Source organism: Kitasatospora sp. NPDC050543 (assembly GCF_044457565.1).
In the GTDB taxonomy this organism is placed as follows: domain Bacteria; phylum Actinomycetota; class Actinomycetes; order Streptomycetales; family Streptomycetaceae; genus Kitasatospora.
The window spans coordinates 141,184-166,683 of the sequence record NZ_JBITGZ010000013.1 but is presented as its reverse complement, the minus strand read 5'-3'; the positions used below and the strand labels follow the sequence as shown (position 1 = coordinate 166,683).

Genomic DNA, 25,500 nt, shown 5'->3' with positions numbered 1-25,500 from the left:
CGGCCGACCGGTTCACTCGCCGGGCCGGCCGGCCCGGCGGCCTCGGGTGCGGCTCACTTGAAGGTGTGCTCCGGCGCCGGGAAGGCGCCGCCGGAGACGTCGGCGGCGAACTCGCGGGCGGCGTCGCCGAGGACGGCCCGAAGGTTGGCGTACTGCTTGACGAACTTGGGCACCCGGCCCGCCGTCATGCCGGCCATGTCCGTCCAGACCAGCACCTGGGCGTCGCAGTCGGCCCCGGCGCCGATGCCGACGGTGGGGATGGCCAGCTGCCCGGTGACCTGGGCGGCCAGCTCGGCCGGTACGGCCTCCAGCACGACGGCGAACGCGCCGGCCTGCTGGACGGCCTTGGCGTCGCGCAGCAGCTGGTGCGCGGCCTCGTCGCCGCGGCCCTGGACGGGGTAGCCGCCGAAGGCGTGGACGGACTGCGGGGTCAGGCCGATGTGGGCCATCACCGGGATGCCGGCCTCGACCAGCAGCTCGATCGAGCGGGCGCTGCGCTCGCCGCCCTCCAGCTTGACGGCGCCGACGCCGGCCTCCTTCATCAGGCGGGCGGCGTTGTGCATGGCCTGCGCGGGGGACTCCTGGTAGGAGCCGAACGGCATGTCGCCGATGATCATCGCTCGCTTGGTGCCGCGGACGACGGCGGCGGAGAGCATCACCATCTGATCCATGGTCACCGGCACGGTGGTCTCGTAGCCGAGGTGGCAGTTGCCCGCCGAGTCGCCGACCAGCAGGACGGGGATGCCGGCCTCGTCGAAGACGCCCCCGGTGAGGGCGTCGTACGCGGTGAGCATCGACCACTTCTCGCCGCGCTGCTTGGCTGCGGCGAGGTCGCGGACGGTGACGCGGCGGTTGGTGACGCCTCCGTAGAGGGTGGCGGTCGACGCCTGGTTCTGGGCAGGCGAGGGCGAAGAAGCGTTCATCGAACAGGCTCCTGAAGGGTTGTCGTCTCGTGGCGCCGTGCGGCGTCCCCGGATCTCCTCCATGCTTGCACGCCCCGGCCCGGGCGCAAAGAGGCGCGTACCCGACCGTGTGCGACGTACGCCACAGCGTGCCTTTGCCCAATCTTTACGATACGGGCCCGTCTCGTATCGAAACTGGGGCTACTCTGTCGGAGGGGGTTACGAGACGCCGTCGTCTCGGAAGGTCCCGCAAGCGGCACTTCGCACCGACGGGAAGACACACATGAGCAGCTCGCCCGCGCCACCGCGGATATCCGAAGCGATCCACCGACGCCGCTGGGCGATCCTGGGCACCCTGGTGCTCGCCCTGCTGGTCGTGGTCCTGGACAACTCGATCCTCAACGTCGCGATGAAGACCATCGCGTCCCCCGCCCCGGTCGGGCTCGGCGCCTCGCAGAGCGACCTGGAGTGGTCGATCAACTCCTACACCCTGGTCTTCGCGGGCCTGCTCTTCACGGCCGGGCTGCTCGGCGACCGCTTCGGGCGCAAGAAGTCGCTGCTCGCCGGCATGCTGGTGTTCGGCCTCGGCTCGCTGCTCTCGGCCCTCGCCACCTCGCCCGGCGAACTCATCGGCTACCGCGCCGTGATGGGCCTCGGCGGCGCCTTCGTGATGCCCGCCACGCTCGCCATCATCATGAACGTCTTCGAGCGCTCCGAGCAGCCCAAGGCGATCGGCATCTGGGCCGGCGCGGTGGGCCTGGCGATCGCCATCGGCCCGATCACCGGAGGCGCGCTGATCGAGCACTTCTGGTGGGGCTCGGTCTTCCTGGTCAACGTCCCGATCGTGCTGGTCGCACTGGTCGCCATGGCGCTGCTCGTCCCGGACTCCCGCGACCCGCGGCCGGGCCGGCTGGACCCGCTCGGCGTGCTGCTCTCGGTGATCGGCCTGGTCGCCCTGATCTACGGCATCATCAAGGGCGGCGAGCTGGCCGACCTCACCGCGCCCGCCGCCTGGGTGCCGGTCCTGATCGGCGTGCTCGCGCTGGTCGCCTTCGTCGTGCACGAGAAGCGCACCGACCACCCCGCGCTGGACGTGGGCTGGTTCCGCAACCGGGTGTTCAGCGCCTCCGTCACCGTCATCGGCCTGGTGTTCTTCGCGCTGATGGGCGTCTCCTTCTTCGGCGTCTTCTACACCCAGAGCGTGCGCGGCTACAGCGCCCTCCAGGCCGGGGTCCTGATGCTCCCGCTGGCCGTCGCCCAGCTGCTCTTCGCGCCCCGGGCCCGGCTGGTGGTCGACCGCTTCGGCGTACGGGCGACCTGCGCCGGCGGCATGGCGCTGATCGCCGTCGCCTTCCTCGGCTACCTGCTGCTCGGCGTCACCACGCCGATCTGGGTGCTGGTGGTCCTCGGGTTCCTGATGGGTGCCGGAATGGCGCACGTGATGCCGCCCGTCACCGTCGCGATCATGGGCTCGCTGCCGCGGGAGAAGGCCGGGGCCGGCTCGGCGCTCAACAACACCTTCCGCCAGGTCGGCGGCTCGCTCGGGGTGGCCGTCCTCGGCGCGGTGCTCTCCACCGTCTACCGGGACGGCGTCTCCGACCGGCTCGACCAGCTCCCGGCCGGACTGCGGGACAAGGCCGGCGAGTCCCTGGAGGCCACCCTCGGCGTCGCCGCCAAGCTCGGCCCCAAGGGGGCGGAGCTGGTCGGACCGGCCCAGGAGTCCTTCATCCACGCGATGCACGTGGTGGCCGGCGTGTCCGCCGGGGTGACGGCGGTGGGTGTCCTGCTGGCCTGGTTCCTGCTGCCGGGCAAGCCGACCGCTCAGGGCGCGGCTCCGGCCGCTGCCCCGGGCACCGCGCCGACGGCCGCTCCCGGCTCTCCGACCCTGCTCCCGGGCGCGCCGGTACCGGCCCCGGCGGGCGCCGCGGGCGCCGCGTCCGCCCGTACGCCGCAGCCCGAGGCTGCCGAGGCCTGACCCGGTGGGTGGAGAATGGGGCCCTGCCCTCCGGGAATCTCCGGGGCGGCAGGGCCGCTGCCGTGGGGCGCCGCGGCCGGTGCCCACGGCCGACATCCCCGCGCCGCGAGCCCGGCGCTCGAACGGCCCGGGGGAGAATGCCGGGGTGCCGTGCGCAGCCCGCGCACGCGGAACCGGGAGCTCGCTCCCGCCGGCCGGCGCCGGCGGGGCCGCTGAGAAGAGGACTGAGGACTGATGGAGACGGACACCACGGCCTCGGTGCCCGCTGCCGCGCAGGCCGACGCCGTACCCGCTGTGCCCACGGAGGCCGAACCCGCCGCATCCGCCGACACCGGGCGCACCGTCCCCGCACCGGTGGCCACCACAGGGGCGGCCGCCGTGCAGACAGCCGGAGCACAGGGCGTCAGCGCCCAGGGCGGGCGCGGCCCCGGCGGGGCGCCGCCGTGCCAGGCCCCGCGCCGGGGGCGGCCGCGCAGTGAGGCCGCGGAACACGCGATCTTCGCCGCCGTCGAGCAGCTGATGGAGAGCGGCGCGGGCCTCTCCGACTTCTCCGTCGAGGGCATCGCGACGGCCGCCGGCGTCGGCAAGGCCACCATCTACCGGCGCTGGCCCAACAAGGAGGCCCTGCTGGTCGACGTGGTCGCCCGGATGGAGGCCCCCGAGTTCCAGCTCACCGGCGGCAGCATCCGCGAGGACCTGGTGACGATGGTCGAGTACATGCGTCAGCGCGGCCTCGCCAAGCGCTCGCGCTGGGTGCTCAAGGCCGCGCTCGGCCAGACCCACGCCTGGCCCGAGCTGCACGCGGCCTACAAGGAGCGGGTGATCAAGCCCCGCCGGGAGCTGCTGCGCGCAGTCGTACGGCGCGGTGTCGAGGAGGGCGCCCTGCGCGCGGACCTCGGCGAGGACCTGCTCTACGACCTGCTGCTCGGCCCGATCCTGAGCCGCACCGTGCTCTGGGACGACTCCGACCTCAGTGACCCGCGGCTCGCCGAGCAGATGGTGGACGCGCTGCTCCAGGGCCTCGCGGCCGACCGCGCACCCTCGTCGTCCTCGCCGGCGCCCTCGTCCTCGCCGGCACCCCAGCCCTCGCCGGCACCCCCGGCGTCTCCGGCTCCTTCGCCCACGCACTCGTAGCCAGCCGCAAACGTGGGCTGCCTCACCAAAGCGCGCCGTGCCGCAACCCCGGTCGGCCGTGCCCGCGTCTGTGCCGTCATAGGCTGAGCCGAGAATCCGACAAAAACGGCATCAGTCCGACACCGACCGGCAACACCCCAGCACGAAGGGCACCACATGGCGCAGGCGGACAGGGCAGCGGCACCGACCGGCGACGGCCTACCCCCCTCCGACGGCGTAGCACCCTCCGACGGCGTACCGTCCCGCGACGCCGTACCGTCCTTCGGCGGCGCCGCCTCCCGGCCCGGCCGGGGCTGGAGCTGGGGGGTGGACGGCAGGGGCCGCAACACCTGGCGCCGTGGTCCGGTCATCGCCGCGCTGGCCCTGCTCACCACCCTGCTGCTGGCCCTCCACTCCCAGGTCCCCAACGGCGTCGGCAACCTCGGCAGCCTGCTGGAGACCTTCCTGCCGTGGATCGGCCTGGCGGTGCCGGTGCTGCTGGCGCTGGCCCTCTGGCGGCGCTCCGCGACGGCGCTGGTGGCGATCACGCTGCCGGCCGTGGTCTGGCTCAACCTGTTCGGCGGCCTGCTGACCGACAAGAGCAGCGGCAAGGGGGACTGGACGGTCCTCACCCACAACGTGGCCGCCGCCAACACCGACCCGGCCGGCACGGTCAAGCTGCTGAAGGACTCCGGTGCGCAGATCGTCGCGCTCCAGGAGCTGGCCGGCAGCCACCTGCGCACCTACGAGAGCGGGCTGGCGGAGACCTACCCGTACCACGCGGTGGAGGGCACGGTCGGCCTCTGGTCGAAGTACCCGATCAGCGGAGTCTCGGTGGTGGACATCAGGATCGGCTGGACCAGGGCCTTCCGCGCCCAGGTGACCACTCCCCAGGGGCCGGTGGCGGTGTTCGTCGCGCACCTGCCATCCGTCCGGGTGAAGTTCGACAGCGGATTCACGGCCGGTCAGCGGGACATGAGCGCCCAGGCGCTGGGCGATGCCATCCAGGCCGAGAGCCTGAAGAAGGTGCTGCTGCTGGGCGACCTCAACGGCACCATGAACGACCGCAGCCTCGCGCCGATCACCTCGCAGATGCGGTCCGCCCAGGGCGCCGCCGGTGACGGCTTCGGCTTCAGCTGGCCGGACGCCTTCCCGATGGCCCGGATCGACCAGATCCTGAGCCGGGGCGGCCTGAAGCCCACCGACTCCCGGGTGCTCGGCTCCGACGGCAGCGACCACCGGGCGGTCTCCGCCGACTACAAGTACTGACGCGCACGCCCGCCGGCCCCGGGCCTCCTGGCGCCGGCGCGGGGCCACTCCGGTCCGCAGTGGCCCCCGCCGCGCCGCCCGGCCGGCCGGGTCAGCCCCGGCGCCAGCGGTTGGTGATCGGCAGCCGGCGGTCGCGGCCGAAGCCCTTGGCGGAGATCTTCGGGCCCGGCGGGTACTGCCGGCGCTTGTACTCGGCGGTGTCCACCAGCCGGACGATGCGGTCCACCACGTCGGCGTCGAACCCGGCCGCCACGATCGCGTCCCGGCCCTGGTCGCCCTCGACATAGAGGTCGAGCACGGTGTCCAGCAGGTCGTAGTCCGGCAGCGAGTCGCTGTCGACCTGGTCGGGCCGCAGCTCGGCGGACGGCGGCTTGGAGATGGTGTTCTCCGGGATCGGCGGCACCTCGCCGCGCTCCTCGGCCACCTCGTTGCGCCAGCGCGCCAGCCGGAAGATCAGCGACTTGTAGACGTCCTTGATCGGCCCGTACGCGCCCACCGAGTCGCCGTACAGCGTCGAGTAGCCCACCGCCAGCTCGCTCTTGTTGCCCGGCGCGAGCACGATGTGTCCCTCCTGGTTGGAGATCGCCATCAGCAGCGTCCCGCGCAGCCGGGACTGCAGGTTCTCCTCCGCCAGCCCGGTCAGGTTCAGTGCGGCCATGTAGGCGTCGAACATCGGCGCGATCGGCACGGTACGGAAGTTCAGTCCGGTGCGGCGGGCCAGCTCGGCGGCGTCGTCGCGCGAGTGCTGGGAGGAGTACCGGCTGGGCATCGAGACGCAGTGCACGTTCTCGGCGCCGATCGCGTCCACCGCGATGGCCGCCACCAGGGCGGAGTCGATGCCGCCGGAGAGGCCGATCAGCACCGACTCGAAGCCGTTCTTGCGGACGTACGCCCGGGTGCCGGAGACCAGCGCCGCGTAGATCTCGGCCTCGTCGGAGAGCCTGGGAGCGATCTCCGCCGCCGCGCCGGGCTCGTCCGGCCCGCCGGTGGCGGCCTCGGCCACCTCGTCGTCCAGCTCGGCGCGGACCAGGTGCAGCCCGTCGCTCAGCAGCAGGCCGTCGGTGTGGTTGGAGTCCGCCGCCGGCAGGTCGAGATCGAGGACCAGCAGCCGCTCCTCGAACTGCGGCGCCCTGGCCAGCACCTCGCCGTCCGCGCCGACCACGATCGAGTCGCCGTCGAAGACCAGCTCGTCCTGAGCGCCGACCATGTTGACGTACGCGAGGGTGCAGCCGGCCTCGGCCGCCCGGCGCCGCACCAGCTCCAGCCGGACGTCGTCCTTGTTGCGCTCGTACGGCGAGCCGTTGATCACCAGCAGCAGCCCGGCGGCGACCTCGCGGGCCGCGGCGACCCGGCCGCCGTCCTGCCAGATGTCCTCGCAGATGGCCAGTGCCACGTCCACGCCGTGCAGCCGCACCACGGTCAGCTGGTCGCCGGGGACGAAGTAGCGGTACTCGTCGAAGACCCCGTAGTTGGGCAGGTGGTGCTTGGCGAAGCGGGTGACCACCTCGCCGCGGTGCAGCACGGCGGCGCAGTTCTGCGGCGAGCCGGCCGGGCGGCCCAGCTTGGCGGAGGCGTGCTCGGAACGCCCGAGGTAGCCGAGGACGACGGGCAGCTCGCCCAGGCCCTCCTCCGCCAGCCTTGCGGCCAGTTCGACCAGCGCGGTCCTGGAGGCCTCGACGAAGGAACTGCGCAGCGCGAGGTCCTCGACCGGGTACCCGGTCAGCACCAGTTCGGGGAAGGCGACCAGCTGGGCGCCTGCTCCGGCGGCCTGCCTGGTCCGGCGCACCACCTCCTCGGCGTTGCGCGCGAGGTCACCGACGGTGGGGTCGATCTGGCTCAGGGCGAGACGGAGATTGGGCATGCCCCGAGTGTAATCGTCTATCTGACGCTATGTCTCGGGCGGGGTTCCCGTGCCGCCGCTTCCCCGCCGCCCACGGGCCGTCCCGGGGCCCGTCCGCGAGTGGCCCGCAGGCCGTCCCTGAGCCGGCTCCGCCCGGCGGTGCGCCCGCCCGGGTGTCGGTTTCCCGGCGGTGATCCGCCATGATGGGGGCAGCCGCTCCCGAGTCGTCCTCCGGTGCGTACCCGGCCACCCGCCCGGTCCGTTTCCCGAGCCGCCCCCGGAGCCGCTTTCGGGCGTAACACGAACGTAAAGAGCAGAGGTGAGACTGTCCCCATGGGCAAGCAGCAGGAGTTCGTGCTTCGCACGCTCGAAGAGCGTGACATCCGTTTTGTCCGGCTGTGGTTCACCGATGTGCTCGGGTTCCTGAAGTCGGTCGCCGTGGCTCCCGCCGAGCTGGAGCAGGCCTTCGAGGAGGGCATCGGCTTCGACGGCTCCGCGATCGAGGGCTTCGCCCGGGTCTACGAGTCCGACATGATCGCGAAGCCGGACCCGACCACGTTCCAGATCCTGCCCTGGCGCTCGGAGACCCCGGGCACCGCCCGGATGTTCTGCGACATCATGATGCCGGACGGCTCCCCCTCCTACGCCGACCCGCGCTTCGTGCTCAAGCGCACCCTGGAGAAGGCCTCGGCCCTCGGTTTCACCTTCTACACCCACCCGGAGATCGAGTTCTTCCTGCTGAAGAACCTCCCCGGTGACGGCACCCCGCCGATCCCCGCCGACCAGTCCGGGTACTTCGACCACACCCCGCGCGGGGTGGGCCACGACTTCCGCCGCCAGGCGATCACCATGCTGGAGTCGATGGGCATCTCGGTGGAGTTCTCCCACCACGAGGGCGCCCCCGGCCAGCAGGAGATCGACCTGCGCTACGCCGACGCGCTCTCCACCGCCGACAACATCATGACCTTCCGCCTGGTCATGAAGGAGGTCGCGCTGGAGCAGGGCGTGCACGCCAGCTTCATGCCCAAGCCCTTCTCCGACCACCCCGGCTCGGGCATGCACACCCACCTGTCGCTCTTCGAGGGCGACCGCAACGCCTTCCACGAGTCGGGCGCGGAGTACCAGCTCTCCAAGGTCGGCCGCTCCTTCATCGCCGGCCTGCTCAGGCACGCCGCCGAGACGGCCGCCGTCACCAACCAGTGGGTCAACTCCTACAAGCGGATCTGGGGTGGCTCGCAGCGCACCGCCGGCGCGGGCGGCGAGGCGCCCTCGTACATCTGCTGGGGCCACAACAACCGCTCGGCGCTGATCCGCGTCCCGATGTACAAGCCCGGCAAGCAGGGCTCCACCCGCATCGAGGTCCGCTCGCTGGACACCGGCTGCAACCCCTACCTCGCCTACGCCGTCACCCTGGCGGCCGGCCTCAAGGGCATCGAGGAGGGCTACGAGCTCCCGGCCGGCGCCGACGACGACGTCTGGGCACTGTCCGACGCCGAGCGCCGGGCGATGGGCATTCAGCCCATGCCGCAGAACCTCGGCGAGGCCATCGACCTCATGCAGCGCAGCGAGCTGGTCGCCGAGACCCTGGGTGAACACGTCTTCGACTTCTTCCTCCGGAACAAGCGTCAGGAGTGGGAGGAGTACCGCTCCGAGGTCACGCCCTTCGAGCTCCGCAAGAACCTCCAGGTGCTCTGACGTCACGTCAAGTCCCCGTAGTGGCGCCCGGTTGGTCCTCCTGGACCGGCCGGGCGCCGCTGCGTCTGCGGGGCGGCTCCTGCGGGGGAGTGATTCGGGGAGCCAATGGGGTGGCACTGGTGGGTAAATCCGATGGATGTCGCCATTTGTGGTGAATTCTTACTTGTGGTGCTGACGGCACCATCCGGTTGGAGCGCTTCGCTCACCGGCTCGGTCGCGGGTCCAGGAGGTCGGTTTCAGCATGTCCTGTTCGGTGGTGCGAAAGACTTCAGTGGCGGTGCCGGTGGCAGCGCTGCTCTTCTCCATGGGTGGATGGGTGGCGGCGGCTCCCGCCTCCGCCGATGGTGGCCAGGGCGGCCACGGCGGCGGTAGGGGCGAGGGCGGCAACATCAAGATCCATATGCTGACGACTCCGGTGGACGACCACCGCAACGAGTCGAAGGTGTCTGAGTTCTACGTAGAGGCCTTCGACTTCAAGGCCGACGAGGAGCTGAACTGGACGATCCACCCGGGGACGTTCGGCCAGCACGGCGCCGCCGTCGCGGGCGGTACGGCCACCTTCACCGCGACCGACCACCAGGGGCAGGACATCTCCGGCCCGCTCAACACCGACGGGAACCTGTCGGGCACGTACGTGGCGATCCTGGGTGACGGCCGGGGCGAGAAGCACAAGGAGTTCAAGGTCGACTGCGGCCAGCCGGTACCGATCGCCTCGCCCAAGGTCGTCGGCGGCATGGCGGCGGTCGCGGCGCCCGCCGCCGTCGGCTTCTTCCTGTGGCGCCGGCGCCGCATCGAGCTGGCCTGAGGCCGAGGGCGGGCCGACACCATGGGCAGCGCCGCAACGGTGGCCGTCGTGCTCGGGACGCGGCCGGAGATCGTCAAGCTGGCGGGCGTCGTCCGCGGCCTCGGTGACCGGGGCCGGGTCGTCTACACCGGCCAGCACTACGACGAGGCCCTCGCCGACGGAGTCTTCCGAGGGCTGCGGCTGGCGCCGCCGCACACCCGCCTCAGCGGGATCGGCGGCGCTGCCAGGGGCCGGCAGGTCGGGGACATGATCTCCGCACTGTCGGACCTGTTCGCCGCCGACCCGCCGGCCGCCGTGGTGGTGCAGGGTGACACCAACACCACCTCGGCGGGCGCGCAGGCCGCCCACTACCACGGCGTGCCGGTGGTGCACGTGGAGGCGGGGCTGCGGTCACGGGACCGGGCCATGCCGGAGGAGATCAACCGTCAGGTGGTCGGCGTGCTCGCCGACGCGCACTGCGCGCCGACCGCCGGCGCAGCGGCCAACCTGAGGGCGGAGGGCGTGCCCGACCACCGGATCCACCTCACCGGCAACACCGTCGTCGAGGCGGTCGCCGACTCGGTGCCCGGACCGCGGCAGGCCGCCGCGCTGCTGCGCCGGTACGGGCTGCACGCCGACGGGTACGTGCTCGCCACCCTGCACCGGCCGGAGAACACGGATGACCCGCGGCGGCTGCGGGTCATCCTCGCCGAACTCGCCGGGCTCGACCTGCCGGTGGTCTTCCCCGCGCACCCCCGCACCCGGGGGTGCGCGGCGCGGCACGGCCTGTCGGCCGAGCTGGCGCGGCTGCACGTGGTCGACCCGGTCGACCACGCCGCCTTCCTGGGCCTGGCGTTGCACGCCCGGCTGCTGGTCTCCGACTCCGGCGGAGTCCAGGAGGAGTGCACCGTGCTGAAGAAGCCGCTGATCGTGGTGCGCAACAGCACCGAGCGTCCGGAGGCCGTCGAGGCGGGCTTCGCTACGCTCCTGCGCCCCGGGCCGGAGATCGGCCGGCTCGCCAGGGCGCTGATCGCCGACACCGCGTTGCCGGCCCGGCTGGCGGCCCGGCCCTCCCCGTTCGGGGACGGCCGGGCGGGCGAGCGGATCGTCGCGCTGACGCTGGCGCTCGCCGACCGGAAGGCCCGGACGGCCGGTCAGCTCCCCGGGGTCGCCCGGATTCCCGGGGGCGTCCGGATCCCCGTGGCGGCCGAGGTGCCCGCGGTTCCCGGGGCCGCTCACCCGCCGCAGGCCGGCACCGGGCCACGCCCGGGACGCCGGGCCTTCGCCCTCCCGGCGCCCTCGATAGCGGGGGTGCTCGTCGCGGGCGCACGCCGGGCCCCGTTCGCAGTTCCCTCTCCCCCCACAACCCCTCACCTCACTGGAGGCACCCTGTGTACCGTCCATCCGTAGGCGGTGGCGGCGCTGCTGCCGGCGGCGCGCTCGCCGCGACCGGTAGCGGCAACTCCGTCATGCTCGTCCTGCTGGCCCTGCTGCTGGCCGTCTCCGGCGCGCTGCTGACGAGGGTCGCGCACCACCGCCGCGAGAATGGCTGACGTCGACAGCCCGGCCAGGCGACAGCCCGACCCGGGGACCGGACCGCGCACCAGCGCGGCCCGGTCCTTCCGGCTGTTCCTGTCCGGGCTGCTGATCCTGGGGGCGCTGCTGCTGCTGGTCTTCAACGACCGGTTCCGGTCGCTGGAGGCCGTCGTCGCGGGCCCCGTGATCCACCTTGGCCTCGGCGGCGAGGTCGAGGTGGTGCCCCGCTTCGCGGCCGTGTTCTTCGACGCCCACACCTGGCGGATGGAGGGCCTGCGGATCACCAGCGACTGCACCGCGGCCGTGGTGATCGCACCCTTCCTCGCACTGGCCGGGGTCGTGATCAGCTTCAGGCGGTTCCGGATCGGCCGGGTGCTGGCCGGGGTCGGCTTCGCGGCCGCGATCCTCTTCCTGGTCAACCAGCTGCGGCTGCTGCTGATCGCCTACGCCACCCACGAGTGGGGTCTCAACCACGGCTACGGCTGGTCGCACCTGCTGGTCGGCTCGGTCGTCACCAGCGCCGGGGCGGTCGTCGCGGTCGCCGTCTTCTTCCTGCTCGTCTCGCGTACCGGCGCCGGGCGCCGGAGCGCCCACGCCCACGGAGGTACCCGAGGTGAGTGAGTCCAGCGGCACGCTGGTCAGTCTCGGCATGGCCCTGTCCCTGATCCTGGGCAGTGCCTTCGTCGCCTATCTGGCCGCGATCGCGATCCCCTTCCTGCGCAGCCGGCCCGGGCAGCCGGGCGACGCGAGCGGGTTCGACTGGCACGCCTTCGTGCCCTGCCGGGACGAGGCGGCGGTGATCGGCGACACGCTGGGGCGGCTGCGCTCGCAGTTCCCGGGCATGCACCTGTGGCTGATCGACGACGCCTCGGTCGACGCCACCGCCGAGGTGATCCGCACCGAGGCGGCCGGCGACCCGCACGTCCACCTGGTGCGGCGCTGCCTGCCCGAGGCCCGTACCGGCAAGGGCGAGGCGCTGAACGCCGCGTACCTGGCGCTCAACGAGTGGCTCCCCGAGGGCATCTCGCCCGAGCGCGTGGTCGTCGGGGTGTTCGACGCGGACGGGATTCCCGCCCCGGGCTGCCTGGAGGTGATCGCCGCCGACCACCTGTTCGGCGACCCGGAGGTGGCGGCCGTCCAGATCGAGGTCCGGATGGGCAACCGGGACGACCGCTCGCCGGTGCCGGGCGCCGGACGGCTGCGCAACCTGGCGGCCCGGACCCTGGTCCGGATGCAGGACCTGGAGTTCCGCACCACCATCCCGGCCATGCAGCTGGGCCGCCGGATCACCCGCACCGTGGCGCTGGGCGGCAACGGCCAGTTCACGCGGCTCAGTGCGCTGCGGGGGATCAGCGAGCCCGGCGGCGGCCCGTGGCGCGGCTCGCTGCTGGAGGACTTCGAGCTGGGCCTGCACCTGCGCCTGGGCGGCTGGCAGACCGCGTTCACCCGGGACACCTGGGTGGACCAGGAGGCGCTCTGGAACGCCCGGTTGCTGCTGACCCAGCGGGCGCGCTGGGGGCAGGGCTCGATGCAGTGCATGCGCTACCTGCCGAAGGTCTGGCGCTCCTCCAAGCTGACCACGCTCGGCGTACTGGAGATCTCCTACTGCCTGTTCCAGCCCTGGATGCAGCTGTTCGGCAGCGTGGTCTACCCGGTGCTGATCGCCATGCTGGCGCTGCGCTACGCCGCCCACCCCGAGGTGATCGGCCAGTTCCTGGAGCAGGGCGGCTGGGGCCTGCTGGCGGCCTACCTGGTGCTCAGCGCGATCCAGTTCACCCTCTGGGGGCCGCTGTACTGGCGCAAGTGCGAACGCGGCGTGGGGTTCTGGCGCAGCCTCGGCTGGGGAATGGCCTACACCGTCTACATCTGGCTGTACTGCCTGGCCACCTGGCGGGCCCTGGTGCGGCTGAGCAACGGCCGCAACGGCTGGGCGAAGACCCGCCGCAACGCCGAGCTGGGCGTCGGTGTGGCGGCCGTGGTGGTCGCCGAGCGCTGACGCGAGGGCGGGCGCCAGCTCGTGGACGGGCGGTGGACCCCACCGGGGGTGCGCCGCCCGTCAGGCGTTCGGCAGGTTCGCGGGGGCCGGCCGGTAGATGGTGATCTCGTCCACGCCGAGGGTGGAGGGCTCGGCGGTGGTGGGCGCGGCGTGGTACATGCCGTTGTTGACGGACAGACTTAGGATGGGGAACGCCGCGAAGTCGTCGCCGACCCCGGTGTGGTCGGCGTACACCGCTGCCAGCCGGTCCGGCGCGGTGCCGAGGTACCAGGTGGTGTTGTCGGAGCCGAGGCGCACGCCGACGTAGAGCAGCCGGCCGGGGCCGATGTCGGGGGAGCTGTAGTGGCCGGTACTGGAGTGGACCTGGTTGACGAACTCCAGGGTGTCCGGCCGGTCGGCGTGCCACTCGAAGACGTCGACCTCGTTACGGCCGTCGCGCCAGGTCCACAGGGCCGGCCAGGCGCCGTTGTCGGTGTCGGGGAGGCGGACGAGGGCCAGCAGCAGGTCGCCGGTGCGTACCTGGGCGCCGTTGCCGCCGGAGTCGCAGGAGTCGCCGGTGGTGATCAGGCCGGTGTTCCAGCTGTCGCCGTCGGCGGGGGTGGCGGTCACGGTGAGCCGGCCGCCGCTGGCGCTGAGCGCGTCGGGGGTGAGGCGGTCGAGCTTGAAGTCGGCGGGGTTGCTCACGCAGTCGGCGTAGGCGCCGGTCTGCCAGCCCCAGGTCCGGCCCGGGCCGAGCTCCAGGCGCTGGAAGCTGTCGCTGAAGGCGACCGTGGTCCGGCCGTACGGGGTGTCCACCCAGTTGTCCTGCGCGGGGGCGGCGGCCGACAGTGCGGCGAGCGCGGTGGCGAGCCAGATGTGTCTCGGGACCATGCGTGACCTCACACGGGTCGGGCCGCCGACGGCGGGCGCCGGGGGGGGATTTGCACCACATCATGCCCGGCCGGTCTGCCGGGGGCCCGCGTCCTGGGCCATCCGAGGGCGCGGTGCCCGTAGGCCCGGGGTGCTACGAGGCGAGCTCCGGCGGCGGGGTGCGGTGCTCGTCCATCGCGTCCACCCGCTGGAGGCTGCCCCAGACGGCCATTCGGTAGAGGGAGGTGTACACCGGCGTACAAGTCGTCAGGGTGATGTAGCGGCCGGGCGCGTCGTAGCCGGAGCCGGTCGGTACCGGCGCGACGACGCCGGTGTCGTACTTCGAGGTCTCCGGCAGGGTGTTGTCGACCCGGTAGACGTACCAGTTGTCCCCGGTCTCCACGACCAGTGCGTCGCCCGGCTGCACCTGGTCCAGGTCGTGGAACTTCGCGCCGTGCCCGTCCCGGTGGGCGGCGAGCGCGAAGTTGCCCTCCTTCTCCCAGGGCAGCGCGGAGCGGTACGGCTCCTGGTAGACCCCGGCCACGCCCTCGTCCAGGGTCTCCTCGTCCGTCCCCATCTTGATCAGCACCTGGTAGTCCTGGCCCAGCGCCGGGATGTGCAGGAAGCCGACGCCCTCGCCCACGTCGTGGCGCGCGCTCGCGAGGGCGGTGGACCAGGCGCCGCGCAGGCGCTCGCCGTCCTGGCCGGCCCGCCGGCCGGCCAGGACGTCCGTCCACCACAGCGAGTAGGTGGCGAACAGCGCGAGCAGTACGCCGACCGTGAACAGGGTCTCCCCGAGGGCCCCGGCCACCACCAGCACCGGACCGCGGCGTGGCGGCCGGGTGGTGCCTGCTGCGTCGGCCGGTGCTGCCTGTTGCTCCGTCACCATGGTGTCGCCCCTTGCCGTCGGAGGGTCCGGCGCGATGGGCCGGGCCCGATGCCACGTGCGCGGCCCGGTGCCCGGGCCGCCTGTCGGTACACACCCGGGTCAGCGGGCCGGGAGGGGAGCCGCCCGGGGCCGCGTCCGCCGGGGGTGCGGGCGGCCGGCTCCTCGCGGGCCTCACGCCGGGTGGTCATGGGGGTACCCCATCGTCTGCGCAAATCGGCATCAAGCAGCCACGCCACGACATTCCGCCGCTTGCCGCGCCGTTCGCCGCCATCGGGGTCGCCGCCGCGCCGGCGGGGCAGGGACGGACAGACGAGCGGCCTGCGGCGGGGTGGGCCGCAGCCCTTGCGGGCAGCGCGCGGCCGGGCCACGTACGCTGCTGCCAAGGGCCGGACGGATGTTCGCGGGCTCGCGTACCGGAGGGGCGATGGGCGTGGAGGAGCAGCGCAGCGGCAGCCGGGTCAGCCGCCCGGAGACCAGGCTGGTGCGGCGGGGGTTCACGGATCCGGACGGCGCGCTGCGACTGCTCGCCGGGCCCGCGCTGAACGGCCTCGCCGCCGAGAGCGTCCTGCTGGACGCGCTCGGCGCCACCGCGGACCCCGACCTCGCGCTGCTGGGCCTGGCCCGGCTGCTGGAGGCGCTGGACGAGGCCGAGCGGCGCACCCTGCGCGACACCCTCACCACCGCCAAGCCGCTGCGCGACCGTCTGCTCGGCGTCCTCGGCGCCTCCACCGCGCTGGGCGACCACCTGGCCAGGCACCCACGGGACTGGCACGCCCTGGTCACCTTCGAACTGCGCGACATGCACCCCGGCCCGGAGGACTTCCTCCGGGCACTGCACCACAGCGTGTGGGGCGCTGGGCCCGGCGAGGGCGGGCCGCCGCCGGGGGTGAGCCGGCCGGACGCGCTGCGGGTGGCCTACCGGCGCTGCCTGCTGGCCATCGCCGCCCGGGACCTCACCGGCACCACCGAGCTCGCGCAGACCGCCGCCGAGCTGGCGGACCTGGCCGGCGCCACCCTGCAGACCGCCCTGGACATCGCCACCGAGCAGGACCAGGACGCCGCCGCCGCCTGCCAGCTCGCCGTGATCGGCATGGGCAAGTGCGGCGGCCGGGAGCTGAACTACGTCTCCGACGTCGACGTCATCTTCGTGGCCGAGCCGCGCGAGGGCGTGAGCGAGCAGGCCGCCGTCCAGGCCGCCACCCGGCTCGCCGCCCACCTGATGCGGCTCTGCTCCGACGCCACCGGCGAGGGCACCATCTGGCCGGTGGACGCCAACCTGCGCCCCGAGGGCCGCAACGGCCCGCTGGTGCGCACCCTGGCCAGCCACCTCGCGTACTACCAGCGCTGGGCCAAGACCTGGGAGTTCCAGGCGCTGCTGAAGGCCCGCCCGGTCGCCGGGGACACCGAGCTGGGCGCCGCCTACACGGAGGCGCTGGGCCCGCTGGTGTGGCAGGCGGCCGCCCGGGAGAACTTCGTCGCCGACGTCCAGCAGATGCGCCGCCGGGTGATCGACTCGATCCCCGCCACCGAGGTCGACCGGCAGCTCAAGCTCGGTCCCGGCGGCCTGCGCGACGTGGAGTTCTCCGTCCAGCTGCTCCAGCTGGTGCACGGGCGCGCCGACACCGCGCTGCGCAGCGGCAACACCCTGGAGGCCCTCGCCGCGCTGTCGGCCGGCGGCTACGTCGGCCGGGCCGACGCCGCCTCGCTGGACGCCGCGTACCGGTTCCTGCGGACCCTGGAGCACCACATCCAGCTGCACCGGCTGCGCCGCACCCACCTGATGCCCAAGGACGCCGCCGACCAGCGCCGCCTCGCCCGCAGCCTGGCGCCGCTGATCAACGACGACACCCGCGCCGACCCGGTCGCCGCCCTCCAACGGGAGTGGAAGCGGCACGCCGTCGAGGTCCGGCGGCTGCACGAGAAGCTGTTCTACCGGCCGCTGCTGGACGCCGTCGCCGAACTGCCCGCCGGCGCCGCCGGCCTCAGCCCGCAGGCCGCCCGCGCGCGGCTGGAGGCCCTCGGCTACGCCGACCCGGCCGCCGCGCTGCGCCACATCTCGGCGCTGGCCTCCGGCGTCAGCCGCAAGGCGGCCATCCAGCGCACCCTGCTGCCGGTGATGCTCGGCTGGTTCGCCGACTCCGCCGACCCGGACGCCGGGCTGCTCAACTTCCGCCAGGTCTCCGACGCGCTCGGCCGCACCCCCTGGTACCTGCGGCTGCTGCGGGACGAGAGCGCCGCCGCCGAACACCTGGCCCGGGTCCTCTCCGGCGGCCGGCTCGCCCCGGACCTGCTGCTGCGCGCCCCCGAGGCGGTGGCCATGCTCGGTGATCCGCAGGGCCTGGAGCCGCGCGGCCGGGCCGCCCTGGAGCAGGAGATCCTGGCCGCCGTCGGCCGGGCCCCCGGCCCCGCGGCGGCCGTCGCCGCCGCCCGCGCGGTACGCCGGCGCGAGCTGTTCCGCACCGCCGCCGCCGATCTGCTCGGCCGGCTCGGGGACGGGCCGGGTCAGGCCCTGGACGCCGCGGGGGAGGCCCTCACCGCGCTGAACGCCGCCACCCTCCAGGGCGCGCTGCGCGCCTGCGTCGCGGGCTGGGAGGCCGCGAACGGCGAGCTGCCGACCCGGATCGCGGTGATCGCGATGGGCCGCTTCGGCGGTCACGAGCTGGGCTACGGCTCCGACGCGGACGTGCTGCTCGTCCATGAGCCGCTGCTCGGCTCACTGGAGGAGGACGCCGCCCGCGCGGCCCACGCCGTCTGCAACGAGCTGCGCACCCTGCTGGCCGCGCCGTCCACCGAGCCCCCGCTGCTGGTCGACGCGGACCTGCGCCCCGAGGGCCGGCAGGGCCCGCTGGTGCGCACCCTGGTCTCGTACGCCGCGTACTACCGGCGCTGGTCGAAGGCCTGGGAGAGCCAGGCGCTGCTGCGGGCCGACCCGGTGGCGGGGGATCCGGAGCTGGGGGAGCGGTTCCGCCGGCTGATCGACCCGCTGCGCTACCCCGGCACCGGCGTGCCGGAGCGCGATCTGGTGGAGATCCGCCGGATCAAGGCGCGGATAGAGTCCGAGCGGCTGCCGCGCGGGGCCGACCCGACCACCCACACCAAGATCGGCCGGGGCGGCCTGGCCGACGTCGAGTGGACGGTCCAGCTGCTCCAGCTCCAGCACGGGCACGAGCTGCCCGCGCTGCGGACGACCAGGACCAGGGCCGCGCTCGCGGCGGCCGCCGAGGCCGGTCTGGTGCCGGCGCAGGACGCGGCGGTGCTGGACGCGGCCTGGGTACTGGCCTCGCGGGTACGCGCCGCGGTGATGCTGGTGCGCGGCCGGGCGGGGGACAGCTTCCCCGCGGACGCCCGCGAGCTGGCGGGGGTGGCCCGCTACCTCGGGTACGGCGCAGGGCACAGCGGTGAGCTGGTGGACGACTACCGGCGGATCACCCGGCGGGCCAGGGCCGCGGTGGAGAAGCTCTTCTACGGTCCGGCCGGCGCCTGACGCGCGGCGGGGCCGCAGGCCCGCGGTACGCCGACGGCCCGCGGAGCCGTGCTCCGCGGGCCGTCGTACAGAGTCGTACAGAGGGGAGGCGCGCCGCTCAGCGGCGCCCGACGCTCACGGCCGGGGCCGTCCACTGCTCGGGCACGGTGACCGGCTCGCCCGCCGCCTCGGGGGTGGGCACCCTGGGCAGCTGGTAGGCCCACACGTGGTAGATCGTCCGGGCCGCCGCGAAGCCGACCGCGAGGCAGACGATGCCGCCGACGGCGTCCATCCAGAAGTGGTTGGCCGTCGAGACGATCACCACCAGGGTCGCCGCGGGGTAGAGCAGGCCCAGCGCCCTGACCCAGACCGCGCGGGCCAGGAAGAAGATCGTCAGCCCGCACCAGAGCGACCAGCCGATGTGCATCGAGGGCATCGCCGCGTACTGGTTGGAGACGTGCGCGGCCGGGCCGGAGGCCATCGAGCCCCAGGTGTGGTGCGCGGTGACGGTGTCGACGAACCCGCCGTTGGTCATCAGCCGGGGCGGGGCCAGCGGGAAGAAGTAGAAGCCGACCAGCGCGATGCCCGTGGTCACGAACAGCACCGTCCGGGTCGCCGCGTAGCGGCCCGGATGCCGTCGGTAGACCCAGACCAGCACACCGATGGTGACGATGAAGTGCAGCGTCGCGTAGTAGTAGTTCATCCCGACGATGAGCCAGCCGACGGAGTCGACGCCGTGGTTCACCGCGCGCTCCACGCCGACGCCCAGCGCCCGCTCGAAGTCCCAGATCCAGGTCGCGTGCCGCTGGGCGATGCTGGCCTGCTCGGGGACGGCGTTTCGCACCAGGGAGTAGACCCAGTAGCTGATGCCGATCAGGGCGAGCTCGAACCAGACCCGGGGCCGTGCGGGCGAGCGGCGCTGCGCCCGGACCCGCCCGCGTACCGCCGCGGCGCGGGACTGCGCGACGACCGAGGCGCCCGCGTGGGCCGGGCCCGTGGGCTCGGCGACTGCTGCCTGGATCTCGCTAGGTTCCCCCATGGACGAGAAGTCTGCCAGACGTCCCGTAGCCGATTGGTCATCCTGCAGTTGTGGATTCTTCACCGCACGTCCCCCCAGAGGTGGATGGGGTGTATCCCACCGGAGTAGGGGTTGCGATCGGGGTGTCGGTGCACCGGCGGGACGGACATATGTCCCATTGTTACGCGCCCCTGATCGGCTGGTCCAAGCGGGGTGGGTGTGGTCCTCCGCGCACGGAGTTCGGCACGGGAGAGCGGCCGGGCCGGAGGCCGTCGAACCCCGGGGTGCCCGGCGGGGCAAGGCCGGGATCGGCGCGCAGGGCAGGGGCGGCCCGGCGCAGGTCAGGTCTGCGACGGGCGGCCGCCCCCACGTGCGCGCAGCCGAACGGTGGCTTCCGACCCTCACCGGAAGCCGGGCCGCGGTGTGTACGGCGCGGTGCGCGGTAATGACTCTGAGGGGTGCCCGGGGGCCGGGTCAAGAGGTCGTTGGAAACAATTTCCGCATCTTGCTGAAACATCTTGCAACCACTAGCGTCCTCGCCACTCGATGACGATCCCGCCCGCCTTGCCGCCCCAAGGGAGCCCTTCAGTGGCCGCTGTCCAGCCCCGCCGCGCACGGAGCACGACCACCTATCGCAGACCCGGCCGCACGGCCGTGCTGCTCGCCGCTTCACTGATCGCCGCCACACTCGGCGCCGCGGCCCCGCTGGCGGCCGCCGCCGCCCCGCCCGCCCCGCCCTCGGACGCCGCGCTGGCCGCCACCGCCGGGCGGCACGACCTCACCCGCGAGCAGTTCTACTTCGTCCTGCCGGATCGTTTCGCCAACGGCGAGGGCGGCAACGACACCGGTGGTATCACCGGCACCCGCTTGGACAATGGCCTCGACCCCGCCGACAAGGGCTTCTACCACGGCGGTGACCTCCCCGGCCTGATCCAGCGGCTCGACTACATCCAGAACCTCGGCACGACCGCGATCTGGCTGGCCCCGATCTTCAAGAACAAGCCCGTCCAGGGCACCGGGGACGCCGCCTCGGCCGGCTACCACGGCTACTGGATCACCGACTTCACCCAGGTCGACCCGCACTTCGGCACCAACGACCAGCTCAAGGAGCTGATAGCCAAGGCCCACGCCAAGGGCATCAAGGTCTTCTTCGACGTCATCACCAACCACACCGCCGACGTCATCGACTACGCGCAGCAGCAGTACGGCTACCGCTCCACCGGCGCCTACCCGACGCTGGACGCGAGCGGCGCGCCCGTCGACGAGACGGCCGCCGCCCAGCCCGGCGCCGTGTTCCCCCGGCTGACCAGGGACTCCTTCCCGTACTCGCCGACCTTCCGGGCCCCGGCGGACGCCGCGGCCAAGACTCCGTCCTGGCTCAACGACCCGTCGCTGTACCACAACCGGGGTGACTCCACCTTCGCCGGCGAGTCCGCGACCGAGGGCGACTTCTCCGGCCTGGACGACCTCGACACCCAGAACCCCAAGGTGGTCAAGGGCTTCGAGAAGGTCTACCAGACCTGGGTGAAGGACACCGGGGTCGACGGGTTCCGGATCGACACCGTCAAGCACGTCGACATGGCCTTCTGGCAGCAGTGGGCGCCCGCGCTCAAGGACTTCGCCGCCAAGCAGGGCAACAAGAAGTTCTTCATGTTCGGCGAGGTCTACTCCGGCGACCCGGCGATCACCTCGCCGTACGTCACCAAGGGCAAGCTCCAGGCCACCCTGGACTTCCCGTTCCAGAACGCCGCCCGCGGCTACGCCTCGCAGGGCGGCTCCGCCCGGGCGCTGGCCGACCTCTACGCCCAGGACTACCGGTACACCACCGCCGACACCGACGCCTACGAGCTGCCGACCTTCCTCGGCAACCACGACATGGGCCGGATCGGCAGCTTCCTGCAGAGCGACAACCCGGGCGCCGACGACGCCACCCTGCTCGGGCGCGACCGGCTCGCGAGCGAGCTGCAGTTCCTCACCCGCGGGCAGCCCGTCGTCTACTACGGCGACGAGCAGGGCTTCACCGGCGCCGGCGGCGACAAGGACGCCCGCCAGGACATGTTCGCCTCCCGGACGTCCTCCTACAACGGGGACCGGGTGATCGGCGGCAAGAGCGGCCCGGCCGACCGCTACGACCAGGGCGGCCCGCTCTACCGCGGCATCGCCGCCCTCGCCGAGCTGCGCCGGGCCCACCCCGCGCTCGCCGACGGCGCGCAGATCGAGCGCTACGCGGCCGACGGCGCGGGCGTGTACGCCTTCTCCCGGATCGACGCCGGCCAGCAGATCGAGTACCTGGTCGCGGTCAACAACGCCACCGAGGCGAAGACCGTCACGCTGGACACCTTCTCGGCCGGCCAGGGCTTCGAGCGGCTCCACCCCTCGGCCGGCGCGCAGCTGACCAGCGGCGCCGACCGGAAGGTCACCGTGACCGTCCCGGCGCTCTCCTCCGTCGTCTACCGCGCCGCCGGCCGGCTCGCCCCGGTCACCGCCGCGCCGCAGCTCACCCTCCGGGCGCCGGCCGACGGTTCCACGGGCACGGTCACGATCGGCGCGGACGTCCCCGGCGGCGGCTTCAACCGGGTCTCCTTCGCGGCGCAGGTCGGCAACGGCCCCTGGCAGGTGCTCGGCACCTCCGACACCGGCGTGTACCGGGTCACCCAGGACCTGAGCGCCGCCGCGCCCGGCACCGTGGTGCGCTACAAGGCCGTGGTGCAGGACTCCAGCGGCCATCTGCGCTCCGCCACCGGCGGCTTCACCACCGGCACCCCGGCACCCGCGCCGGCGCCCAGCGTCACCGCGCGCCCGTACGCGATCGTGCACTACCAGCGCGAGGACAAGAACTACGACGGCTGGAACCTCTACGCCTGGGGCGACATCGCCGCCGGCGAGGGCACCGACTGGCCGGCCGGCCACGCCTTCACCGGCCGGGACGCGTACGGCGCCTTCGCCTACGTGAAGCTGAGGAGCGGCGCCTCGGACGTCGGCTTCATCGTGGAGAACAACGGCACCAAGGACGTCGACGCCGACCGGCACATCGACGTCGGCGCCACCGGCGAGGTCTGGCTCAAGCAGGGCGACCCGGTGGTCCGCACCCAGAACCCGGGGCCGGCCAACACCCAGCCGGCCGACACCGCCGTCCTGCACTACCACCGCGCGGACGGCGACTACGACGGCTGGGGCCTGCACGACTGGACCGGCGCCGCCACGCCCACCGACTGGGGCAGCCCGCTGCAGCCCGCCCGCCGGGACGCCTTCGGCCTGGTCTTCGAGGTGCCGCTGGCGCCGGGTGCGCGCAGCCTCAGCTACATCCTGCACCGCGGCAACGACAAGGACCTGCCCGGCGACCAGTCGCTGGACCTCGCGGTGAGCGGTCGTGAGGTCTGGGTGCTCGGCGGCCAGGAGGGCTACCTGCTGCCGCAGAGCTCCGCCGCCTCCGCCCAGCTCGACCTCGGCTCGGCCAAGGCCCAGTGGATCGACGCCAGGACGGTGGTCGTCCCGGCCGGCTTCGGCGCCGGCGACGACGCCCTGGCCGGCGGCACCAGCGCCCAGTTGGTCTACGACCCCGAGGGCGGCATCAAGGCCGACAAGGGCGTGCTCAGCAAGCCCGGCCGCCTGCTGCGACTGGAGCCCGTCAAGGGCGGCCTCACCGCGGTGCAGAAGGCCAAGTACCCGCACCTGGCCGGATACCGCGCCTTCAGCGTGGACCAGCGGGACACCGCCCGGATCCCGCAGGCGCTGCGCGGCCAGCTGATCCTCACCGAGCGCCTGCCCAGCGGCGCCGTGCTGGCCGCCACCGGGGTGCAGATCCCCGGCGTCCTGGACGACCTGTACGCGGCGAAGGCCGGCCCGGCCGACTTCGGCCCGCAGTACTACCAGGGCAAGGTCGCGCTCTCGCTCTGGGCGCCGACCGCCGCCGAGGTCTCCGTCCAGCTCTTCGACGGCCCCACCGGCGGCACGCCCAGGACGGTGCCGCTGAAGCTCGACGATGAGACCGGCGTCTGGGAACTCACCGCGGACGCCGCCGAGTTGAACGGCAAGTACTACCTGTACCAGGTCAAGGTCTGGGCGCCGTCCGTCCAGCAGGTGGTGACCAACCTGGTGACCGACCCGTACTCGGTGGCGCTCTCCGCCGACTCCCGGCGCAGCCTGGTCGCCGACCTCGCGGCCAAGGAGCTCAAGCCCGCGGGCTGGGAGAACCACCCGCTGCCCGCGGCGATCCCGCCCGGCAAGCAGCAGATCCAGGAGCTGCACGTCCGGGACTTCTCGGTCGCCGACACCACCGTCCCGGCCGAGGAGCGCGGTACCTACCTGGCCTTCGCCCGGTCCCAGTCGGCCGGGATGCAGCACCTGCGTGACCTGGCCAAGGCCGGCGTCACCACCATCCACCTGCTGCCCACCTTCGACATCGCGACCATCCGGGAGAACCGCGCCGAGCAGCAGCTGCCCGCCTGCGACCTGGCCGCGCTCGCGGCGGACAGCGAGAAGCAGCAGGAGTGCGTGGCCGCGGTGCAGGGCGCGGACGCCTACAACTGGGGCTACGACCCGCTGCACTACAACGTGCCGGAGGGCTCGTACGCCACCGATCCCACGGGTACCGCCCGCACGGTGCAGTTCCGGCAGATGGTGCAGGCGATGCACGAGGCCGGCCTGCGGGTGGTGCTGGACGTGGTCTACAACCACACCGCCGCCGCCGGGCAGGACGAGCACTCGGTGCTGGACCGGATCGTCCCCGGCTACTATCAGCGGCTGGACGCCAACGGCAAGGTCACCACGGACAGTTGCTGCGCGGACACCGCGCCCGAGCACGCCATGATGAACCGGCTGGTGGTGGACTCGGTGACCACCTGGGCCCGGGAGTACAAGGTCGACGGTTTCCGCTTCGACCTGATGGGCATCGACCCCAAGTCGACCATGTTGGACGTGCAGGCGGCGCTGCGCCGGATGACGCCGGACTCCGACGGCGTCGACGGCCGCAACATCTTCCTCTACGGCGAGGGCTGGAACTTCGGCGCCGTCGCGGACAACGCCCGGTTCGAGCAGGCCACCCAGCTGAACATGGCCGGCACCGGCATCGCCACCTTCGACGACCGGGTCCGCGACGCGGTGCGCGGCGGCAACTTCCAGCTGTCCTCCGCGCCCCAGCAGGGCTTCGCCTCGGGCCTGTTCACCGACCCCAACGGCTCGTCCGACAACGGGACCCCGGCCGATCAGAAGGCCCGGCTGCTGCACGAGATGGACCAGCTCAAGGTCGCCCTGACCGGCAACCTCGCCGGGTACACCTTCACCGACAGCAGCGGGAAGAGCGTCACCGGCGCGGGAGTCGACTACAACGGCTCGCCGACCGGCTACGCGGCGCGGCCCGGTGAGTCGGTGGAGTACGTCGACGCGCACGACAACGCCGACCTGTTCGACGCGCTGGCGTTCAAGCTGCCGGCCACCACCTCGCCCGCCGACCGCGCCCGGATGCAGGCGCTGGCGCTGGGCCTCACCGCCCTCACCCAGGGGCCCGGCTTCGCCCAGGCCGGCAGCGACCTGCTGCGCTCGAAGTCGCTGGACGCAAACTCCTTCGACTCCGGTGACTGGTTCAACGCGATCCACTGGGACCCCGTGCAGGGCAACGGCTGGGGCCGCGGCGTGCCGATGGCGGCCGACAACAAGGCGATGTGGCCGCTGTCCAAGTCGCTGCTGGCCAACCCCAACCTGAAGGTGGGCGCCGGCGACATCACCGCGGCGAGTGCGATCTACCAGCAGCTGCTGCGGATCAAGCAGTCCTCGCCGCTGTTCTCGCTGCCGACGGCGGCCGACGTCCAGCAGCGGCTGTCGTACCCGCTCTCCGGTACGGCCGGCGAGACGCCCGGCGTCATCACGCTGCACCTGGACGGCGCCGGGCTGAAGGGCGCGGAGCAGGGCATCACGGTCGTCATCAACGCCACGCCGGGCGTGCAGGGGCAGACGGTGGCCGGCCTGCGGGGCACCCGGCAGGGCCTGCACCCCGTCCAGGCGGGCGGCGCGGACCAGGCGGTCAAGCAGTCCGGATTCGACGCCGCCACCGGCACGTTCACCGTTCCCGGGCGCACCGTGGCAGTGTTCGTCCAGCAGTGACCGGCCCCTTCCTCCGGTCGTGACCGTTCGGCCGTAGTACTCCGTCAGGTCCCGCCGGGCCCCGCATCGCGC

16 protein-coding genes are annotated in these 25,500 nt (G+C 73.1%); 11 read left to right on the top strand and 5 right to left on the bottom strand.

What is annotated here, in order from left to right:
- Nucleotides 1-53: 53 nt before the first annotated feature.
- Nucleotides 54-923, bottom strand: a complete 870-nt coding sequence (panB, locus tag ACIBH3_RS18430; RefSeq protein WP_396313022.1) for a 3-methyl-2-oxobutanoate hydroxymethyltransferase — start codon at nt 921-923, stop codon at nt 54-56.
- A gap of 262 nt (nt 924-1,185) precedes the next feature.
- Here panB and ACIBH3_RS18425 point away from each other — a divergent pair, with 262 nt between their 5' ends.
- From ACIBH3_RS18425 to ACIBH3_RS18415, 3 genes are all read left to right on the top strand, one after another.
- Complete coding sequence (locus ACIBH3_RS18425) at nt 1,186-2,877, top strand: DHA2 family efflux MFS transporter permease subunit (protein WP_396313021.1); 1,692 nt, start codon at nt 1,186-1,188, stop codon at nt 2,875-2,877.
- 234 nt (nt 2,878-3,111) lie between these two features.
- On the top strand, nt 3,112-4,011 hold the full coding sequence (locus ACIBH3_RS18420) for a TetR/AcrR family transcriptional regulator (RefSeq protein ID WP_396313020.1): 900 nt from the start codon (nt 3,112-3,114) through the stop codon (nt 4,009-4,011).
- Nucleotides 4,012-4,167: 156 nt separating this feature from the next.
- On the top strand, nt 4,168-5,259 hold the full coding sequence (locus ACIBH3_RS18415) for an endonuclease/exonuclease/phosphatase family protein (RefSeq protein WP_396313019.1): 1,092 nt from the start codon (nt 4,168-4,170) through the stop codon (nt 5,257-5,259).
- A gap of 91 nt (nt 5,260-5,350) precedes the next feature.
- Here ACIBH3_RS18415 and ACIBH3_RS18410 read toward each other — a convergent pair whose 3' ends face one another.
- On the bottom strand, nt 5,351-7,120 hold the full coding sequence (locus ACIBH3_RS18410) for an NAD+ synthase (RefSeq protein ID WP_396313018.1): 1,770 nt from the start codon (nt 7,118-7,120) through the stop codon (nt 5,351-5,353).
- Between the two features lie 312 nt (nt 7,121-7,432).
- Between ACIBH3_RS18410 and glnA the strand changes: the two genes are divergently transcribed.
- The 6 genes from glnA (at nt 7,433) to ACIBH3_RS18380 (ending at nt 13,110) form a co-directional block, all read left to right on the top strand.
- On the top strand, nt 7,433-8,794 hold the full coding sequence (gene glnA, locus ACIBH3_RS18405; RefSeq protein ID WP_396313017.1) for a type I glutamate--ammonia ligase: 1,362 nt from the start codon (nt 7,433-7,435) through the stop codon (nt 8,792-8,794).
- 256 nt (nt 8,795-9,050) lie between these two features.
- Complete coding sequence (locus tag ACIBH3_RS18400) at nt 9,051-9,599, top strand: hypothetical protein (protein ID WP_396313016.1); 549 nt, start codon at nt 9,051-9,053, stop codon at nt 9,597-9,599.
- 21 nt (nt 9,600-9,620) lie between these two features.
- A complete protein-coding gene (gene wecB, locus ACIBH3_RS18395) occupies nt 9,621-10,988 on the top strand; it encodes a non-hydrolyzing UDP-N-acetylglucosamine 2-epimerase (RefSeq protein WP_396313015.1) in 1,368 nt (455 codons plus the stop codon).
- Nucleotides 10,970-11,131 carry a hypothetical protein gene (locus ACIBH3_RS18390; RefSeq protein ID WP_396313014.1) on the top strand — a complete coding sequence of 54 codons (162 nt, stop codon included), beginning with the start codon at nt 10,970-10,972 and terminating at the stop codon, nt 11,129-11,131. Before wecB ends, ACIBH3_RS18390 begins: the two co-directional genes overlap by 19 nt.
- The gene (locus ACIBH3_RS18385) at nt 11,124-11,735 is read left to right on the top strand and encodes an exosortase/archaeosortase family protein (RefSeq protein ID WP_396313013.1); all 612 of its coding nucleotides are present in this window, start codon (nt 11,124-11,126) and stop codon (nt 11,733-11,735) included. The genes ACIBH3_RS18390 and ACIBH3_RS18385 overlap by 8 nt, the downstream gene beginning before the upstream one ends.
- Nucleotides 11,728-13,110: a glycosyltransferase family 2 protein gene (locus tag ACIBH3_RS18380; protein ID WP_396313012.1), complete on the top strand. Its 1,383-nt coding sequence runs from the start codon at nt 11,728-11,730 to the stop codon at nt 13,108-13,110. The genes ACIBH3_RS18385 and ACIBH3_RS18380 overlap by 8 nt, the downstream gene beginning before the upstream one ends.
- A 60-nt stretch (nt 13,111-13,170) precedes the next feature.
- Here the strand turns inward: ACIBH3_RS18380 and ACIBH3_RS18375 are convergent, their stop codons facing one another.
- Together ACIBH3_RS18375 and ACIBH3_RS18370 are read right to left on the bottom strand one after the other, a co-directional pair.
- Entirely contained in the window at nt 13,171-13,980 is an 810-nt protein-coding gene (locus ACIBH3_RS18375; RefSeq protein ID WP_396313011.1) for a beta-glucanase, read from the bottom strand.
- 133 nt (nt 13,981-14,113) lie between these two features.
- Nucleotides 14,114-14,848 carry a class E sortase gene (locus tag ACIBH3_RS18370; protein ID WP_396313010.1) on the bottom strand — a complete coding sequence of 245 codons (735 nt, stop codon included), beginning with the start codon at nt 14,846-14,848 and terminating at the stop codon, nt 14,114-14,116.
- Nucleotides 14,849-15,272: 424 nt separating this feature from the next.
- Here ACIBH3_RS18370 and ACIBH3_RS18365 point away from each other — a divergent pair, with 424 nt between their 5' ends.
- Nucleotides 15,273-18,332 (top strand): bifunctional [glutamine synthetase] adenylyltransferase/[glutamine synthetase]-adenylyl-L-tyrosine phosphorylase, encoded by a 3,060-nt coding sequence (locus ACIBH3_RS18365; RefSeq protein WP_396313073.1) that lies wholly within the window; start codon nt 15,273-15,275, stop codon nt 18,330-18,332.
- A 97-nt stretch (nt 18,333-18,429) separates the two neighbouring features.
- Here ACIBH3_RS18365 and ACIBH3_RS18360 read toward each other — a convergent pair whose 3' ends face one another.
- Nucleotides 18,430-19,350, bottom strand: coding sequence for a phosphatase PAP2 family protein (locus ACIBH3_RS18360; protein ID WP_396313009.1), 921 nt, complete (start codon nt 19,348-19,350; stop codon nt 18,430-18,432).
- Nucleotides 19,351-19,917: 567 nt separating this feature from the next.
- Here ACIBH3_RS18360 and pulA point away from each other — a divergent pair.
- The gene (gene pulA / locus ACIBH3_RS18355) at nt 19,918-25,428 is read left to right on the top strand and encodes a pullulanase-type alpha-1,6-glucosidase (RefSeq protein ID WP_396313008.1); all 5,511 of its coding nucleotides are present in this window, start codon (nt 19,918-19,920) and stop codon (nt 25,426-25,428) included.
- Nucleotides 25,429-25,500: the final 72 nt, after the last annotated feature.

Excerpts from the sequence above, each read along its gene's own strand:
- panB (WP_396313022.1), bottom strand. The coding sequence starts at position 923 with ATGAACGCTTCTTCGCCCTCGCCTGCCCAGAACCAGGCGTCGACCGCC.
- ACIBH3_RS18425 (WP_396313021.1), top strand. The coding sequence starts at position 1,186 with ATGAGCAGCTCGCCCGCGCCACCGCGGATATCCGAAGCGATCCACCGA.
- ACIBH3_RS18420 (WP_396313020.1), top strand. The coding sequence starts at position 3,112 with ATGGAGACGGACACCACGGCCTCGGTGCCCGCTGCCGCGCAGGCCGAC.
- ACIBH3_RS18415 (WP_396313019.1), top strand. The coding sequence starts at position 4,168 with ATGGCGCAGGCGGACAGGGCAGCGGCACCGACCGGCGACGGCCTACCC.
- ACIBH3_RS18410 (WP_396313018.1), bottom strand. The coding sequence starts at position 7,120 with ATGCCCAATCTCCGTCTCGCCCTGAGCCAGATCGACCCCACCGTCGGT.
- glnA (WP_396313017.1), top strand. The coding sequence starts at position 7,433 with ATGGGCAAGCAGCAGGAGTTCGTGCTTCGCACGCTCGAAGAGCGTGAC.
- wecB (WP_396313015.1), top strand. The coding sequence starts at position 9,621 with ATGGGCAGCGCCGCAACGGTGGCCGTCGTGCTCGGGACGCGGCCGGAG.
- ACIBH3_RS18385 (WP_396313013.1), top strand. The coding sequence starts at position 11,124 with ATGGCTGACGTCGACAGCCCGGCCAGGCGACAGCCCGACCCGGGGACC.
- ACIBH3_RS18375 (WP_396313011.1), bottom strand. The coding sequence starts at position 13,980 with ATGGTCCCGAGACACATCTGGCTCGCCACCGCGCTCGCCGCACTGTCG.
- ACIBH3_RS18370 (WP_396313010.1), bottom strand. The coding sequence starts at position 14,848 with ATGGTGACGGAGCAACAGGCAGCACCGGCCGACGCAGCAGGCACCACC.
- ACIBH3_RS18365 (WP_396313073.1), top strand. The coding sequence starts at position 15,273 with ATGGGCGTGGAGGAGCAGCGCAGCGGCAGCCGGGTCAGCCGCCCGGAG.
- ACIBH3_RS18360 (WP_396313009.1), bottom strand. The coding sequence starts at position 19,350 with ATGGGGGAACCTAGCGAGATCCAGGCAGCAGTCGCCGAGCCCACGGGC.